Raw genomic sequence first — 15587 nt, forward strand, 5'->3', positions numbered from 1 at the left:
TCTTACTTTTCTCTCCTTAGAAGGGTTTAAACCCGCATTTTTTCGGTTACTACTTTTCCGTCAAATAAATTGACAATACGGTGGGCAAAGCCAGCATCGTAAGGTGAGTGAGTCACCATGATGATGCTTGTGCCTTCGTCGTTGAGTTGAGAGAGGAGTTTCATCACTTCTTCGCCATTAGCAGAGTCCAAATTTCCGGTAGGCTCATCGGCCAAGATTAATTTGGGTTTTGCTACTACTGCCCGCGCGATTGCGGTCCGTTGTTGCTGTCCACCAGAGAGTTGTTGAGGAAAGTGATTGCGACGGTGCATGATATTCATACGGGTCAAAACAGTCTCTACCATATCCTTGCGCTCATTGGCAGGCACTTTGAGATAAAGCAAAGGAAGCTCTACGTTTTCGTACACCGTTAGCTCGTCGATAAGGTTAAAACTTTGGAATACGAATCCAATATTGCCTTTACGAAGCTGAGCGCGTTGGCGTTCGGAGAGTTTGGCTACTTCGGTGCCATGAAAATCGTAGCTGCCATCAGAAGGATTGTCAAGCAATCCTAGGATATTGAGAAGGGTGGATTTTCCACATCCAGATGGCCCCATGATAGCTACAAATTCGCCATCTTTTACTTCCAAATCTATTCCGTTCAGGGCTGTTGTTTCTACTTCTTCGGTAGTGAAGATTTTTTGGAGATTAGTTGTTTTTATCATCGTAAAGTCAAAATTATGGATTCAAGAATTGTGAGGATGAAAATGGCTACTCGATAAGAGACTCAATATAAAACCGAGGGTTTCTTTCTTAGGGGTTGATTAATTTAATTCCAATACTTCTTTATCTCCAAAATTGGCGTACGAACTTGTAATCACTTTTTCACCATTTTGAAGGCCCTCCAATACTTCATAATACTCGGGGTTTTTGCGGCCTAAAGTGATATTTCTTTTGACGGCCCGCTTGCCGCTGTTGTCTAAGACATAGACCCAGTTGCCACCTGTATCGGAGAAAAACCCACCTACTGGCAATAAAAGAGCCTTTTCTGCTTTACCTAGCCAAAGACGGATGGGGGTAGATTGTCCACGTTTGATTCCTTCAGCAGCGCCGGTGGCAGGGAAAATCATATCCACTTCAAAGCGACCATTGCGTACTTCAGGGTATATTCTAGAAATGGTGAGGGGGTTTTCTTTTCCGTTAAAATCAAAAGTACCTTTCAGACCTACAAAAATCCGTGAGATATAGTGTTCATCGATAGCAACCCGCATTTTGAAGCCGTTGAGGTCGTCGATTTGTCCGATGTTTTGTCCTTGGCTGATATTAGAACCCACTTCTACATCAATCGAAGACAGTACCCCGCTTACGGGTGCTTTTACCACTAAGTTGTCGAGGGTTTGTCGCCACAGCTCAACGTTTTTCTGAGTACGTGAGAGCGTACCTTCTAGCTGTGCGATTTGCATCTTGGCGTTTTCTTCCTGATAGTTTTGTGATTCGGTTTCGATTTCTTTTTGTTTTACCAAAAGCTCATAATCACGTTTTGATTTCAAAAAATCAGACTCAGGCAATACTTTATCTTTGAAGAGTTTCTGATTGCGTTCATAAATATCCTTCGCTTGGTCGATTCTGAACTCTAGATCGTTGAGAGTACGGCGAATATTGAAGCGATTGACTTTCAGTTGTTGGCGGGTATTTTGGAGGTCGTTTACCAAGCGGCTTGCTTCGGTTTCTGACTGCAAGAAGCTCAACTTTAAATTTTGATTCTCAAGTTTGAGCAATATCTGTCCTTGATTGACCATACTACCACCTTCTACAAGTTTTTCTTTAACGTACCCTCCTACAATCGCATCTAAGCGGATGATTTTGAGGGGTTGTACCACCCCTGTTACCACAATAAACTCATCAAACGAACCTCTTGAGACTGAGGAAACCGTGAGTTTTTCGGCTTCTACGTTAAGTTTAGAGCGTTTATCTGCAAAAAATACTTGATAAACGACAAAAGCCACGAGGGCTGCCCCGCCCGCAAACATGAGCATGCGTTGGGTATTCCAAAATTTCTTTTTGCGTACGCGGTCCATTGAGCCTTGAGTATGGTTGCCCGTGGTTTGGTTGATGAGCGGATTCTTAACTTCCATGTGAAATAAATTTAAGCAAAATAATTTTTAGAAAAATGGTAAACAAAATGGCTGTTAATAACAACGCCTTGTCTGGCTCACGCTTCTCTTAACCTAAACTAATTTTCAAATCGTGTTTTTATGGCTGTATGAGTTCATTTACAATGCTGCCAATACCCGTGCCAGAAATATAAGTACCTGTATATGAGCGATTTGTTTTTGGAGAATGATTCGCAAATTGTCCGAAAACGGACAACCGTTGTACGGCTTTGGACAAGAATAAAAATAGCCTTATTTCTTAATGGTTGATAATGAGGGATTTCGTATTTTGGCATCCTAATTGGGTAATAAATAATACAGAAAGTCTTCTTAAGATTACAGAGAAAAAATTAAATCGTCCATTCACAAATATCTCAAATGCAGACAGCCAAAATATTAATTGTTGACGACGACGTGGATGTCCTTAGTGCAGCTAAGTTGCTCTTAAAGCGTCATTTTAGCCAAGTCGATATTGAAAAAAATCCGCAGCGCATCCCTTTTTTAGTCACCAATGGAGATTATGATGCCATTTTGCTTGACATGAACTTTACGCGGGATGTTATCAGTGGCAAAGAAGGATTTGATTGGCTTGATCGTATCTTGGATATTGACCCCTTAGCGGTGGTGGTTCTTTTTACGGCGTTTGGCGATGTCGAAATGGCGGTTAGAGCTATGAAAGCTGGGGCAATGGATTTTGTTTTAAAACCTTGGGAAAACGACAAACTCTTGGCTACGATGCAAGCAGGAGTTCAGAAAAGGGCTAATGATAAAGCACAGGTGGGTATAGCGGCCCCCATGACTACTAACAAAGCAACACCCCCTCACCAAAATTCTAGTATCAATTTGGTATTTGTAAGTTCGCTCATGCAGCAGCTCTTTGAAACCGCCGAGCGCGTAGCCGTTACGGATGCTACTATATTGATTTTGGGAGAAAATGGTACCGGAAAAAGCGATTTGGCACAGTTGATTCATCAAAAATCCAAACGTGCTGAAAAGCCTTTTGTCACAGTCGATTTGGGGGCTATTCCAGAAAGCTTGTTTGAAGGAGAATTGTTTGGACACGTCAAAGGGGCTTATACTGATGCAAAGGAAGACCGAGCGGGGCGTTTTGAAGAAGCCAATGGTGGCACTCTCTTCTTGGACGAAATCGGCAATTTGTCGTTGCCGATGCAGGCCAAATTGCTAACCGTTTTACAAAGCCGGGTCGTAACTAGGGTAGGCTCCAATAAGCCAAAACAGGTAGATGTTAGGATTATATGTGCTACCAATCAGCCACTGGGACAGATGGTTGCCGAACGAGCCTTTCGTCAAGATTTACTATATCGTATCAATACCATTGAGCTGCGTTTGCCTGCTTTGCGAGAGCGCCCTGAAGACATTATGCCTCTGGCTGAGTTTTTCTTAAAGCAGTATCGGCACCAATATAAGCGCGTAGTTACTACTTTCAGTGCGCCACTGGTCAAACAATTACAACGGTATAATTGGCCCGGAAATGTGCGCGAGCTTAGAAGTGCTGTAGAGCGGGCGGTAATTCTTACCCAACAAAATGCCTTGCAACCCGAAGATTTTTTTCAAAATGCTTTTACCGAAGCGTCGCAATTTTCGGAAACATACCAACTCGAAGAAATGGAAAAACAGTTGATTGTGAAAGCGATGAAAAAGTACAGTGGCAACATCACCGAAATCGCACGAGAATTGGGGCTGTCGCGGCAAGCCCTCTACCGTCGCATGGAAAAATACGGGTTATGAGACATTTTTCTATCGGGATTTTGTGGCGGATTTTGTGGCTAGTGGCGAGTATATCGGCCTTGATTTATTTTTTTCCTCAGCAGCAATGGGTACTCTCTGCCCTCATAGGATTGGTGTGTTTGATTGCGGTGATTCAGTTGTATTATTATGTAACCAACACCAACCGCAAACTTGCCCGTTTTTTTGAGTCAGTAAGGTATTCTGATTTTGCCATCAAATTTCGCTCTGATGACAAAATGGGCGATAGCTTTCGCGAAATCAATCAACAATTCAATGAAGTATTGGAGGCATTTAGGGTGGCTCGTGCCGAAAAAGAAGCAAATCTACAATACCTCAATACCATCGTTCAGCATATCAGTACGGGACTAATCAGTTTTAGTGGTCAAGGGCGCGTAGAGCTTGTGAATAGTGCCGCCCTTAAAATGCTTAATATCTATCGCCTGCGTCAGCTTGACGACTTGAAAGAGTCTCATCCGCAGCTGTATACTTTGGTAGAAAATCTTCATACTGGCGTAAGGCAGCTCTATCAAACGCCTGACGATGAGCCACTATCGGTGCAGGCTACGCAAATCCAACTGAGAGGTAAAGTTTTGAAAATTTTGGTGCTTCAAAATATTCAATCCGAATTGCAGCAGAAAGAAATCGAAGCTTGGCAAAACCTAACGAGGGTACTGCGCCACGAAATCATGAATTCTTTGACCCCGATTTTGTCGCTTGTAGGTACAATGAAAGACATTGTAGAGCTTGATATATTGCCTGTAGTCCCTGAAAACGAAGGCGTACAAGACTTAAAAGAAGCCCTCCAAACTTTACAAAAACGCAGTGCTGGCATCATCCAATTTGTGAATGCTTACCGTGATTTTACGACGCTCCCAAAGCCTGTTTTAGTAGATATTCCAGCCAAAGAATTGCTAAATAGGATTGTACAATTGTTTCAGAAAGGCTTACAAGATGCTTCTATCGAAACTACCGTAACAGTACTGCCCGAATCTCTCATCCTTAAAGCGGATGCCGACCAAATCGAACAGGTGCTTATCAATTTAGTGAAAAATGCCATTGAAGCTTTAGAGGAAATTCCCAATGCTCACCTTACCGTTAAAGCCTATGCCGATATGAGTCAGCGTATGTATATTGAGGTTGCTGATAATGGACAAGGTATCGAACCCGAAGCATTAGAGCGGATTTTTATTCCTTTTTATACTACCAAAAAAACAGGCTCAGGGATTGGTCTAAGCTTGTCTCGTCAGATTATGCAGCAGCATGGAGGGCAGTTGAGTGTTTCGTCGGCAGTGGGCGAGGGGACTACTTTTGTGATGGTACTGCGGGGAGCGGAGTAAAAAGGCAAACTACCCCTAAGTTCGCTTTCCCCAGCTTATTTCCACAATCGCCTCTCGGTTAATCGGCCCATAGATGTGCGGAAAAGTTTCGGAACTATCAGCAACCGCTTCGTACAAAAGCGGCGATGTGAGTTTTGACTCATCAATGTGGAGTAATAGCAATTCTGAAACGTTGCCATAAAAACGCTCTAATACCCCTGCAATCTGTTCGTGTCGGCTACAATGGATGAAATTTTCGGTAGCAAGAGACTCGCTCACATAGGCGGTCTCTTGCTCAAACTGTGCCCAATACGCTGGACTTACGAGATGATAAATCATTGGGCAGTCTCTAGTTCGGGTTTTTTAGGAAATAAAAGAGACGCAATAACGGCGACTGATAAAATCCCCACAATGATATAAAGCGAATAAATCGTTTTAAAGCCCCATGCCTCTAGGTAGTGATGAGCCAGCATTTTGATACCTATGTATGACAACAATATACCAAGCCCAGGCTTGAGATAATGGAATTTGTCCATAATACTCGATAAAAAGAAGAACATAGACCGAAGCCCCATAATGGCAAAAACATTGGAGAAAAATACAATGTAGGGGTCTTTGGTAATTGAAAAAATGGCCGGAATAGAATCTACCGCAAAAATCAAATCGGTAAAGGCAATCACAATCACTACTACAAAAATGGGTGTGATGTACCATTTTTTATAACGTTTGTGATAGACAAAGAAATGATCAATGACATTTCTTTTATACACATTGAAGTACTTAGATGCAAACTTTACAGCAATATGCTCGTTGGGATTGATTTGCTCGTCTTCTTCTTTTTGAAACAAAATCTTAATACCTGTGTATACCAAAAAAGCACCGAAGATATAAATAATCCATTCAAATTTTTGGAGCAAAGCTGCCCCTACGAATATAAATACAAAGCGGAGTAATACCGCCCCCGAAATCCCCCAAATGAGTACTTTTTTGTAGAATTTTTCGTGAACTCCGAAGGAGCTAAAAATCAAAATAAACACAAAAATATTGTCAGCGGAGAGGGAATATTCTACCAGATAACCCGTGATATATTCAAGGGCCATATTGTTTTGGAAAATTTGTAAACTTTCTTCAAAATTGCCGGGTACTAGCTTCAGATGATTCGCATATTTGCTGACAATTGCCTCAAGATGTTCCATATCCGAGACATCATGCACCAAATAGCCGTAGTTTTTAATAAAGAAATAAAAACCAATTGATAAAGCTACCCAAACCGCGCTCCAAATCCCCGCTTCTTTAAAGCTAACAATATGGCTATGTTGTTTGGTGAATACACCAAGGTCAATGAGCATGATGAAGATAACAAAGAGCGAAAACGCTCCGAAAAATAGAAGTTCGTTAGAAATCATCGCTTACGCGTGGGTTAGTTGTGAACTGTTTTGGACTCATAAGCCCAAAACCTTGGTCAAAGTTCCGTAGATTCTTTCACATTGACAAATGGCAATAGAGAGAAGACGAGCGGATAAAATTACTTAAGTGGTTTGTAAGAAAGTTTTGATGGAGTCTGCACAAGCATCCGTATCTTCAATCATGCCCATGTGTCCTGCTTGGGCCAAAATCACCGTAGAAGCTTTTTGGGGTAGTTCGGAAAGGCCGATGTTTTTTTCAAACACAATGAGCTTATCTTGTTTTCCAAAAATGAATAAAACGGGCACGGAGGTTTCGCTAAGTAGGTGGGTACGGTCAGGGCGATTCATGATAGCTCTAAACCCCGTAATGACGGCATCAGTGGGAAGTTGACTATACTGCTCTACGTGATTTTTGACGATTTCTGGGTTTTGCTCGGCAAATTCTTCGGCATACATATTAGGGCCTGATTGACGAATAAAAGCAGCAGCTCCGTGATTTTCCATGAATGCCAACGTTTTTTTACGCTGTTCTTTTTTTGCTTCGTCGTCAGCATATGCCGTGGAATGAAAAAGACCAAAGCCTTCTAGCAAATCAGGATATTTTTCGGCAAAAGCTAAGGTGATATAGCCTCCCATCGAATGACCTAATAAAGTGCATTTTTCAACACCCACCGAAATCAGCCATTGATAGAGCCAATCGGCATAAGCTTCGATACTTTGGTAAGCTACCTCTGCCGAATAGTCAGGAGTGAGTACTTGGTAATCGGAAAGTTTTGTGCTTAGAGGCTCCCATATTTTAGAGTCAACTCCGTGGCCATGCAAAAGTACTAAGGTTTTCATACGTTAAAATCTGTGTTTTGGTGGGGATGAAGATAGCTAAAAAAAGACTTCCCAAGTTATGTTCTTACTCTTTTTGTTTGAGTAGAATTAACTTGGGAAAGTCAAAATGGAAAAAAAATAGGGTGTATTAAGCAACAGATTTTAGCACATATAGCGATGAACGCTCAAACTTTTCACGAGCATAATCAAGCGTAAGTGTAAACTCAGTGACATCTTTCATCGAAGGAAGGTCAAACATAGCATCGGTCATGATAGCCTCACAAATGGACCGCAATCCTCTAGCGCCTAATTTGTAAGTAAGTGCTTGATCTACAATATACTCAAGTACGTCGGCGTCAAAGTGTAGTTTGATACCCTCCATCGCAAACAATTTTTGGTATTGTTTGGTGAGGGCATTTTTAGGCTCTGTCAAAATTTGACGTAAGGCATCAGCATCAAGCGGGTTGAGGTGAGTCAATGCTGGAAGACGGCCTATCAATTCGGGAATCAAACCAAAAGACTTAAGGTCTTGCGCTGCTACATATCTCAGGAAGTTGCCTTTATCAAAAATCTCACCCAAACGGCGGTCGTTGGTAAAGCCTATGGGGCGGGAGTTGATGCGTTTGGCAATATGGCGCTCGATACCGTCAAAAGCTCCCCCACAAATGAAAAGGATGTTTTCGGTATTAAGCGGAATGAGTTTTTGGTCGGGGTGCTTACGACCTCCTTGGGGCGGAACATTCACGATAGAGCCTTCCAGCAGCTTGAGAAGGGCTTGCTGTACGCCTTCGCCGCTCACATCACGAGTGATAGAAGGATTATCGCTTTTGCGGGCTATTTTGTCGATTTCATCAATAAACACAATACCTCTTTCGGCGGCTTCGGCGTTGTAATCTGCCGCTTGGAGAAGGCGAGTTAGAATCGTTTCTACGTCTTCGCCCACGTAACCCGCTTCGGTAACTACGGTCGCATCAGCAATACAAAAAGGCACTTGCAACATCTTTGCAATGGTACGTGCCAAGTAAGTTTTGCCTGTACCTGTTTCACCCACCATGATGATGTTGGTTTTTTCGATAGTCACCTCATCCTGAGATTTGGGTTGCATGAGGCGTTTGTAGTGATTGTATACCGCTACAGATAATGTTTTCTTGGCTTCATCTTGGCCAATCACATACTGGTCAAGATAGCGTTTGATTTCAAGGGGTTTGACAAGGTTAAACTTAGGTGTGCTAGTTTTTTCCTTTTTCTTTTTAGGATACAATTCCTCCTGAACTACGCCATAGCCCTGTTCGATGCAGAAATTACAGATATGGGCATCAATTCCAGAAAGGAGGAGTTGAACCTCGTTTTTGCGCCTACCGCAAAAAGAACAATTTATTGCTGCCATGGAAGGTGTCAATGTGAACAAATTAAGATTTTGATGAATGCAAATTTAAAGGGAAAACACAAAGAAACCCCAATAAGTTTATCTAACGGTCTTACGTATTTGAGAGTGAGGGCGTTGCAATATTGTATGATGGAATTTTAAAAATAATTACGGCGACAAACTGCCGTTTTACACAGTTTGTCGCCGTAATTATAGGTTTTACCCTAAAAGATTATTTAGCCTTGAAAATTAGCTTCGGCTACGTTCCAATCTACTACATTCCAAAACGCATCCACGTAATCGGGGCGTTTGTTTTGGTATTTCAAATAATAAGCGTGCTCCCATACGTCAAGTCCGATGATAGGAGTTCCTTTTACATCGGCGATGTCCATCAAAGGATTGTCTTGGTTGGGAGTAGAAGTAATTGCTACGCCTCCGTCTTCAGTTTTGATAAGCCATGCCCATCCTGAGCCAAAGCGGCCAAGCGCTGCTTTTTTGAATTCATCTTTGAAAGCGCTGAATGAGCCAAATTTTGCATCAATAGCTTCAGCCAAAGCGCCTACGGGTTGTCCACCGCCGTTGGGCGACAAAATTCCCCAAAAGAAAGTGTGATTCCAGTGACCACCGCCGTTGTTGCGTACTGCTGGTGAAATAGCACCGGCATTGGCTACCAATTCTTCTAAGCTTTTATCTTCGTTGGGGGTACCTGCTACCGCGTTGTTGAGGTTGGTAACGTAGGTATTATGATGACGACCGTGGTGGATTTCCATGGTAGCTTGGTCAAAATGAGGCTCTAACGCATCAGAGGCGTAGGGCAGAGGAGCTAATGTAAAAGCCATAGTAGATATTGAATTTATGAAGTTTTAAAAATTAAGATTCGACTCCAAAACACCATGCCAGCCGATTACGTTCGCAGCTTGAGGAAAAATTTCTTCAACAATTGGGTTATTTCTACCTCTAAAACGCCTTTTTTAACGATAGTTTTTGGATGTAAAATAGAGGGTTGAATGAGCGAAAAGCCACGTTTTTCATCAGAGGCACCATAAACAATTCTGCTGATTTGGGACCAATAAAGCGCTCCTGCACACATGACACAAGGCTCTAAGGTTACATAAAGTGTACAATCTTTGAGGTATTTGCTTCCTAAGTATTCGGCGGCAGCGGTGATGGCAAGGATTTCGGCATGAGCCGTGACATCGGAGAGTTTTTCAGTGTGGTTGAATGTTTTCGCAATCACATGATTTTGGCACACTACGACGGCTCCGACGGGAATTTCGCCCGCTTCTGCGGCAGCTTCTGCTTCATAAAGCGCCATTTGCATGTAATATTCGTCCGAAAAAAGAGGGTGCATATGTAAGCTCAAAAAGAAGTAGCTAAATATGAAAAGAGGATACAACTTAGGTAGTTATATCCTCTTTATGAATGTTTGGAAATAAGACCTCTTATGCCATAGCGACGTTTTGTTCTTCTTCCAAATACTGCATCAATTTACTCATTGTAGTGAGTTTATGATAATCTTCATCTGGAATGCGAAGTCCAAATTCCTGTTCAAGTTTCATCATCAAATCTACTGTATCGAGGCTATCAAAGCCCAAATCTTTGACAAAATGAACTTGATCTGTTACGGTACGGCGCTCGACGCCAAATTCTTCTAGGATGGTCAAGATACGGTCTTTCATGGCAATGTATGTTAATATTTAGTGTATAAACTCTACATTCGAATTAACGCCAAGAAAGACATAAAAATTTCAACAAATAAGATGAAACTAATAACTATTTATTTTTATTAAATCCAATCAACTTATGTTCAACAAGATATGAAAAAAGATTTTTGTAAAAAAAACAGAATCCATTATTGATTTTAAAATAGATTAAGGTTTTTTCTTCAAAACAATCCCTCCTAAAGGAGGAATGGTAATCACCGTTGACTGCGGCTGATTGTGCCATTTGAGATTTTCTGTTTCGATGTGTTGGGTATTACTCACCCCACTACCATAAAAATCTGAAGCATCGCTATTGAAAACTTCTTCCCATTCACCCTCTGCTGGAATACCGATACGGTAGCCACTTTGGGGTGTGGGTGTCATATTGAGAACTACCACCAAAGTATCGCTGGGATTAATTCCTTTACGTGAATAAACGACGATACTATTGTCGCGGTCTTGGGCATCAATCCACTCAAAACCCTCGGCAGAGAAGTTATAGTCGTGAAGCGCAGGTTGGTTTTTGAGCAAATGATTCAATGATTTCAAACAATTTTGGGCTCCTTTGTGGGGCGCAAGTTGGAGGAGATGCCAATCAAGCGATTGCTCAAAATTCCATTCTTTTAGTTGGCCAAATTCCCCACCCATAAAAAGTAACTTGGTGCCTGGGTGTGTGTACATATAAGTAAACAAAAGACGTAGATTAGCAAAGCGTTTCCACTCATCGCCGGGCATTTTATCAAGTAGGGAGCCTTTACCATATACAACTTCATCGTGAGATAAAGGAAGCATGAAGTTTTCGGAAAAAGCATATACTAGACTAAATGTAATTTGGTCTTGGTGCCAACGACGATACATAGGGTCTTTTTGGAAATATTTGAGGGTATCGTTCATCCAGCCCATCATCCATTTCATCCCAAAACCAAGTCCTCCTATGTATGTAGGACGAGATACGCCGGGAAATGCCGTAGATTCTTCGGCAATCGTCTGTGCATCGGGAAATTCGCTGAAGATAGCCACGTTTAGCTCACGCAAAAAGGTAATGGCCTCTAGGTTTTCGCGTCCACCAAATTCATTGGGAATCCATTCGCCGTGTTTACGAGAATAATCAAGGTAGAGCATTGAGGCAACTGCATCTACCCTGAGGCCATCTACATGATAGCGATCAAGCCAAAATATAGCGTTTGAAATCAGGAAGGAACGCACTTCATTGCGACCATAGTTGAAGATAAAGCTTTTCCAGTCAGGATGATAGCCTTTGCGGGGGTCGGCGTGTTCGTAAAGGTGCGTTCCGTCAAACGCAAAAAGACCGTGAGCATCGCCCGGAAAATGCGACGGCACCCAATCCATATACACACCGATGCCTTCTTGGTGAAGGTGCTCAATGAGGTACATCAAATCTTGTGGAGCACCCATACGCGACGCGCAAGAAAAATAACCCGTGATTTGGTAGCCCCATGAGGGAGGATAGGGAGCTTCCATGATAGGCATCAATTCTACGTGCGTAAATCCCATATCTTTGACGTATCCCACAAGACTATCGGCAATTTCTCGATAGTTTAAGAATCGTGTAGGCTCCGCAGGGTCGCGCATCCACGAACTCAAATGCACTTCATATACCGATATAGGCGAAGTGAGGGAGTTGTGTTTACGGCGATTGCGCAACCATTCAGCATCTTGCCATTCGTGCCATGTATCCCACACAACAGAAGCCGTTTTGGGGGCTACTTCACACCAAAGAGCAAAGGGATCTGCTTTTTCAATTTCTGCGTCATTGATGTTGGATTTAATAAAATACTTATAAACTTCTCCCCGTCCAATATGAGGTACAAAACCTTCCCAAATCCCTGAGTTGTCCCAGCGTAGACTCAAGGGATGACTTCCTTTGTTCCAACCATTAAAGTCGCCAATGACCGATAGGTATTGGGCGTTTGGTGCCCACACGGCAAAGTAAGTTCCTATTACTCCCTTGTATTCCATTACATGAGAGCCAAGCTTTTCGTATAGCTTATAGTGTTTGCCAGATTTAAAAAGATATATATCAAAATCAGTAAGCCGGGAGTAATTTTCGACACCCTGCAAAGGGTCATTTACGATAGGTTCGGGTACGATTTCGGCTTTTTTGCGAGTTTTTTTGGGGGCGGGAACTTCGGCTACGACTTCTTTTTTAGTTTTTGCTGATTTTGCCATAATATTGATATTGGAGGATGATTCATCGAGGGTTATGTGATGCAAAATAGACTTTTTCAAGCTAAAATTGCACTATTGTACAAAAAAATAATTTGTTTGGTGAACATACTTCCATTCAAGCAAACACGCAAAGAACACACAATGAATTTTTTTGATATTAACACCATTTTTTTTGAGGCTTTGGGTTATAAAATGAGCCATTTAGAGTTTTGGGCTACTGTCACAGGGGCAGTGGCGGTGTGGTTGTCGGCTCGTGAAAATGTATGGAGTTGGATTATAGGTCTTTTTAATGTAGTTCTAGCTTTTGTGATGTTCTACCAAATCCAGCTTTATCCTGATATGTTTTTGCAGGTTTTCTTTTTTATTACAAACCTAATAGGCTGGTGGCAGTGGAAATTTCCTAAAGTAGAAGAGGCCAACCAAAAAAATGAATTAAAAATAAGCAAACTTTCAGTGAACCAATGGATAGTGCTTGGGGTAAGTGGGGTAGGAGCGACGTTTCTGATGGGACATTTTGCTAAAAATCTTCATGAGTGGTTTCCTCGCTTATTTAGTATTCCTAGTGCTTTTCCCTACATGGATTCGTTTACGACTATCATGAGTGTGGTGGCGACCTTTATGTTGATTCGTAAAAAAATTGAATCTTGGTATGTGTGGTTGTTAATTGATATTATTGCTACTTACATGTACTATATCAAAGACGTGAAGCTTTATTCACTTTTGTATTTTGTGTTTTGCTTTATTGCGGCTTTTGGAGCTTACCATTGGACCAAAGAATACAAAAGTTATTTCAAGTCGTAAAACTTGCTCAATAAGATAGGCACAAAAAAAACCAACCTGATATGGTTGGTTTAAATTTTAGAAAGGATATATACACAAGCGATTAGACTTATCGCTTTGTGGTTATGAATTGATTAATTTCCAAAATATTGCCACAATACTCCCAATCGTAGAAACAGCTTGGCGAGTTTCCTCCGCGCCATTTTGTGCTTTGGTAGTCACTTCTTTCAATACCGAAGTACTCGGGGTTACGTTTACTTTTTTCGGTTGATTTGCCGCTGTGCGTTCCACTAAAGCCTTGTGGTTAGCAAAGATATTGTGAGGGCGACCAATCGAAAAAGCAGAAGTGCTTAACAAACACAAAACGGCGACGAGGGTGATAGCTTTCATGACTGTACGGGTTTTTAAAATGGTCGATTTTTTATCTATTTTGTTGTCTGGCTGTAATGTTGATACAAAGATATATGTTTGCTATGGTATTATGCAATACAAAGTACCTTGTTTTTTGTTGAATTAGTGATAGAAGGCAAATTTTCAGGATAAATGGTAGGCAAATTTGGCTCTTCGCTAAATCCATCCGTTTGTCATATAAACATTGAAGATTTGCTTCACACAACATTATGATGCAAAGGTGTGATGGAAGGTTGCATCACACCAAAAAAAAATGACAAACTCGCTCTTATTCCCGATGAAACGGATAAAACGTGGGGCGAACCGAGCCAGTTTTTAGAGCCTAATGAGAAAAACGCAAACGTTTGCCTTGCTTCGATTCGTCAAAAGTACCATTTTCATAAACCACATGTCCTGATACCAAGGTATGAGTCACTTTAGATTGAAACGTAGTGCCTTCTAGCGGAGACCAGCCGCATTTAAACAAAATATTTTCTTTGGATACGGAGGTAGTTTGATTCAAATCAACTAGTACCAAATCTGCCCAATAGCCTTCTCGAATGTATCCGCGTTTTTCAATCCTAAATACATCGGCTACGGCGTGGCTCATTTTCTCCACCACTCTTTCAAGAGAGATTTTACCTTGGGCTACAAATTCGAGCATTATATTGAGGGAATGCTGCACCAAAGGTAAGCCTGAAGGGGCAGCCCAATATCCCTTGGATTTTTCTTCCCACGTATGAGGTGCATGGTCTGTCGCAATTACATCAATACGATTGTCTAAAACGGCCTGTAGTATTTGCTCTTTATGATGAGGAGCTTTGATAGCGGGATTGCACTTTATCAAATTTCCAAGTCGGTGGTAGTCTTCGGCATCAAACCATAAATGGTGTACACAGGCTTCGGATGTGATTTTTTTTCGCTGCTTTTCTGTGTCGCTTATGGATGAATTTCCATAACTTCCTATTTCAAAAAGTGAAGTTTCTTCGCCAGTAGAAATATGCAATATGTGTAAACGGGTGCCATATTTTTGGGCAAGGCTTACCGCCAACGACGACGATTTCAAACAAGCCTCTTCGTTTCGAATCAGGGCATGAATATCATAGGGGACTTGGTCACCATAGCGTTCTTTAAACATTTCGGTACGTTGACGTACAGTCGGCTCATCTTCACAGTGGGTTGCAATGAGACAAGGTGCCGTTGAAAATAGTTTTTCTAGCACATCGGGTGAATCAACAAGCATATTACCGGTAGAAGAACCCATAAAAATCTTGATTCCACATACATCAGGGCAAATTGTTTTCATGACCTCATCATAATTATCATTGGATGCCCCCATAAAAAAAGAGTAGTTAGCCAACGAGGTTTTAGAGGCAATTTGATACTTGTCTTCCAACAATGCTTGAGTAAGTGCATTTGGTACTGTATTGGGCATTTCCATAAAGGAAGTCACTCCGCCAGCTACGGCAGCTTTGGCTTCGGTATAGATAGAAGCTTTGTGAGTAAGACCTGGTTCTCTGAAATGTACTTGGTCATCAATAACCCCCGGCAAAAGATACTGCCCATTGGCATCGATGATACGGTCGGCAGTAAGATGTGCAAGATTAGTACCTAACTGCTCAATAAAGCCATTTTTTACAAAAATGTCTTGCGAAATTGTCCGCCCTTCGTTGACAACTTGAGCGTTAAGAATAAGGATATTTTCCATATTATTTTGATAGAGATTTTACTTCCCT

At 41.7% G+C, this 15587-nt stretch carries 15 protein-coding genes; 3 read left to right on the plus strand and 12 right to left on the minus strand.

Annotation, left to right across the window (positions count from 1 at the left end; genetic code table 11):
* Nucleotides 1–26 precede the first annotated feature (26 nt).
* Together P1X15_RS00340 and P1X15_RS00345 are read right to left on the minus strand one after the other, a co-directional pair.
* The gene (locus P1X15_RS00340) at nucleotides 27–704 is read right to left on the minus strand and encodes an ABC transporter ATP-binding protein (protein ID WP_277336153.1); all 678 of its coding nucleotides are present in this window, start codon (nucleotides 702–704) and stop codon (nucleotides 27–29) included.
* Between the two features lie 99 nt (nucleotides 705–803).
* Complete coding sequence (locus P1X15_RS00345) at nucleotides 804–2057, minus strand: efflux RND transporter periplasmic adaptor subunit (RefSeq protein WP_277336889.1); 1254 nt, start codon at nucleotides 2055–2057, stop codon at nucleotides 804–806.
* Between the two features lie 453 nt (nucleotides 2058–2510).
* On the opposite strand from P1X15_RS00345, the gene P1X15_RS00350 reads away from it, so the two are divergent.
* On the plus strand, nucleotides 2511–3881 hold the full coding sequence (locus P1X15_RS00350) for a sigma-54 dependent transcriptional regulator (RefSeq protein ID WP_277336154.1): 1371 nt from the start codon (nucleotides 2511–2513) through the stop codon (nucleotides 3879–3881).
* Nucleotides 3878–5218 carry a PAS domain-containing sensor histidine kinase gene (locus P1X15_RS00355; RefSeq protein WP_028664123.1) on the plus strand — a complete coding sequence of 447 codons (1341 nt, stop codon included), beginning with the start codon at nucleotides 3878–3880 and terminating at the stop codon, nucleotides 5216–5218. The genes P1X15_RS00350 and P1X15_RS00355 overlap by 4 nt, the downstream gene beginning before the upstream one ends.
* A 15-nt stretch (nucleotides 5219–5233) precedes the next feature.
* Here P1X15_RS00355 and P1X15_RS00360 read toward each other — a convergent pair whose 3' ends face one another.
* The 8 genes from P1X15_RS00360 to glgB all read right to left on the minus strand — a co-directional run bounded on the left by P1X15_RS00360 (nucleotide 5234) and on the right by glgB (nucleotide 12681).
* Nucleotides 5234–5536: a DUF952 domain-containing protein gene (locus P1X15_RS00360; protein WP_277336155.1), complete on the minus strand. Its 303-nt coding sequence runs from the start codon at nucleotides 5534–5536 to the stop codon at nucleotides 5234–5236.
* Nucleotides 5533–6603: a TerC/Alx family metal homeostasis membrane protein gene (locus P1X15_RS00365; RefSeq protein ID WP_277336156.1), complete on the minus strand. Its 1071-nt coding sequence runs from the start codon at nucleotides 6601–6603 to the stop codon at nucleotides 5533–5535. The genes P1X15_RS00360 and P1X15_RS00365 overlap by 4 nt, the downstream gene beginning before the upstream one ends.
* A 123-nt stretch (nucleotides 6604–6726) precedes the next feature.
* Complete coding sequence (locus P1X15_RS00370) at nucleotides 6727–7443, minus strand: alpha/beta fold hydrolase (protein WP_277336157.1); 717 nt, start codon at nucleotides 7441–7443, stop codon at nucleotides 6727–6729.
* Between the two features lie 127 nt (nucleotides 7444–7570).
* On the minus strand, nucleotides 7571–8809 hold the full coding sequence (gene clpX / locus P1X15_RS00375) for an ATP-dependent Clp protease ATP-binding subunit ClpX (RefSeq protein WP_277336158.1): 1239 nt from the start codon (nucleotides 8807–8809) through the stop codon (nucleotides 7571–7573).
* 215 nt (nucleotides 8810–9024) lie between these two features.
* Nucleotides 9025–9627, minus strand: coding sequence for a superoxide dismutase (locus P1X15_RS00380; RefSeq protein ID WP_277336159.1), 603 nt, complete (start codon nucleotides 9625–9627; stop codon nucleotides 9025–9027).
* Between the two features lie 65 nt (nucleotides 9628–9692).
* Nucleotides 9693–10139: a nucleoside deaminase gene (locus tag P1X15_RS00385; protein ID WP_277336160.1), complete on the minus strand. Its 447-nt coding sequence runs from the start codon at nucleotides 10137–10139 to the stop codon at nucleotides 9693–9695.
* 91 nt (nucleotides 10140–10230) lie between these two features.
* Entirely contained in the window at nucleotides 10231–10467 is a 237-nt protein-coding gene (locus P1X15_RS00390) for an acyl carrier protein (protein WP_028664116.1), read from the minus strand.
* Nucleotides 10468–10659: 192 nt separating this feature from the next.
* Entirely contained in the window at nucleotides 10660–12681 is a 2022-nt protein-coding gene (glgB, locus tag P1X15_RS00395) for a 1,4-alpha-glucan branching protein GlgB (protein ID WP_277336890.1), read from the minus strand.
* A gap of 141 nt (nucleotides 12682–12822) precedes the next feature.
* Between glgB and pnuC the strand changes: the two genes are divergently transcribed.
* Nucleotides 12823–13482, plus strand: a complete 660-nt coding sequence (gene pnuC, locus P1X15_RS00400) for a nicotinamide riboside transporter PnuC (protein WP_277336161.1) — start codon at nucleotides 12823–12825, stop codon at nucleotides 13480–13482.
* A 102-nt stretch (nucleotides 13483–13584) separates the two neighbouring features.
* On the opposite strand, the gene P1X15_RS00405 is transcribed toward pnuC, so the two are convergent.
* Together P1X15_RS00405 and P1X15_RS00410 are read right to left on the minus strand one after the other, a co-directional pair.
* On the minus strand, nucleotides 13585–13851 hold the full coding sequence (locus P1X15_RS00405) for a hypothetical protein (RefSeq protein WP_277336162.1): 267 nt from the start codon (nucleotides 13849–13851) through the stop codon (nucleotides 13585–13587).
* A gap of 343 nt (nucleotides 13852–14194) precedes the next feature.
* Nucleotides 14195–15559 carry a dihydroorotase gene (locus P1X15_RS00410; protein ID WP_277336163.1) on the minus strand — a complete coding sequence of 455 codons (1365 nt, stop codon included), beginning with the start codon at nucleotides 15557–15559 and terminating at the stop codon, nucleotides 14195–14197.
* Nucleotides 15560–15587: the final 28 nt, after the last annotated feature.

Origin of the sequence: Runella sp. MFBS21, assembly GCF_029433105.1 — a bacterium.
In the GTDB taxonomy this organism is placed as follows: Bacteria; Bacteroidota; Bacteroidia; order Cytophagales; family Spirosomataceae; genus Runella.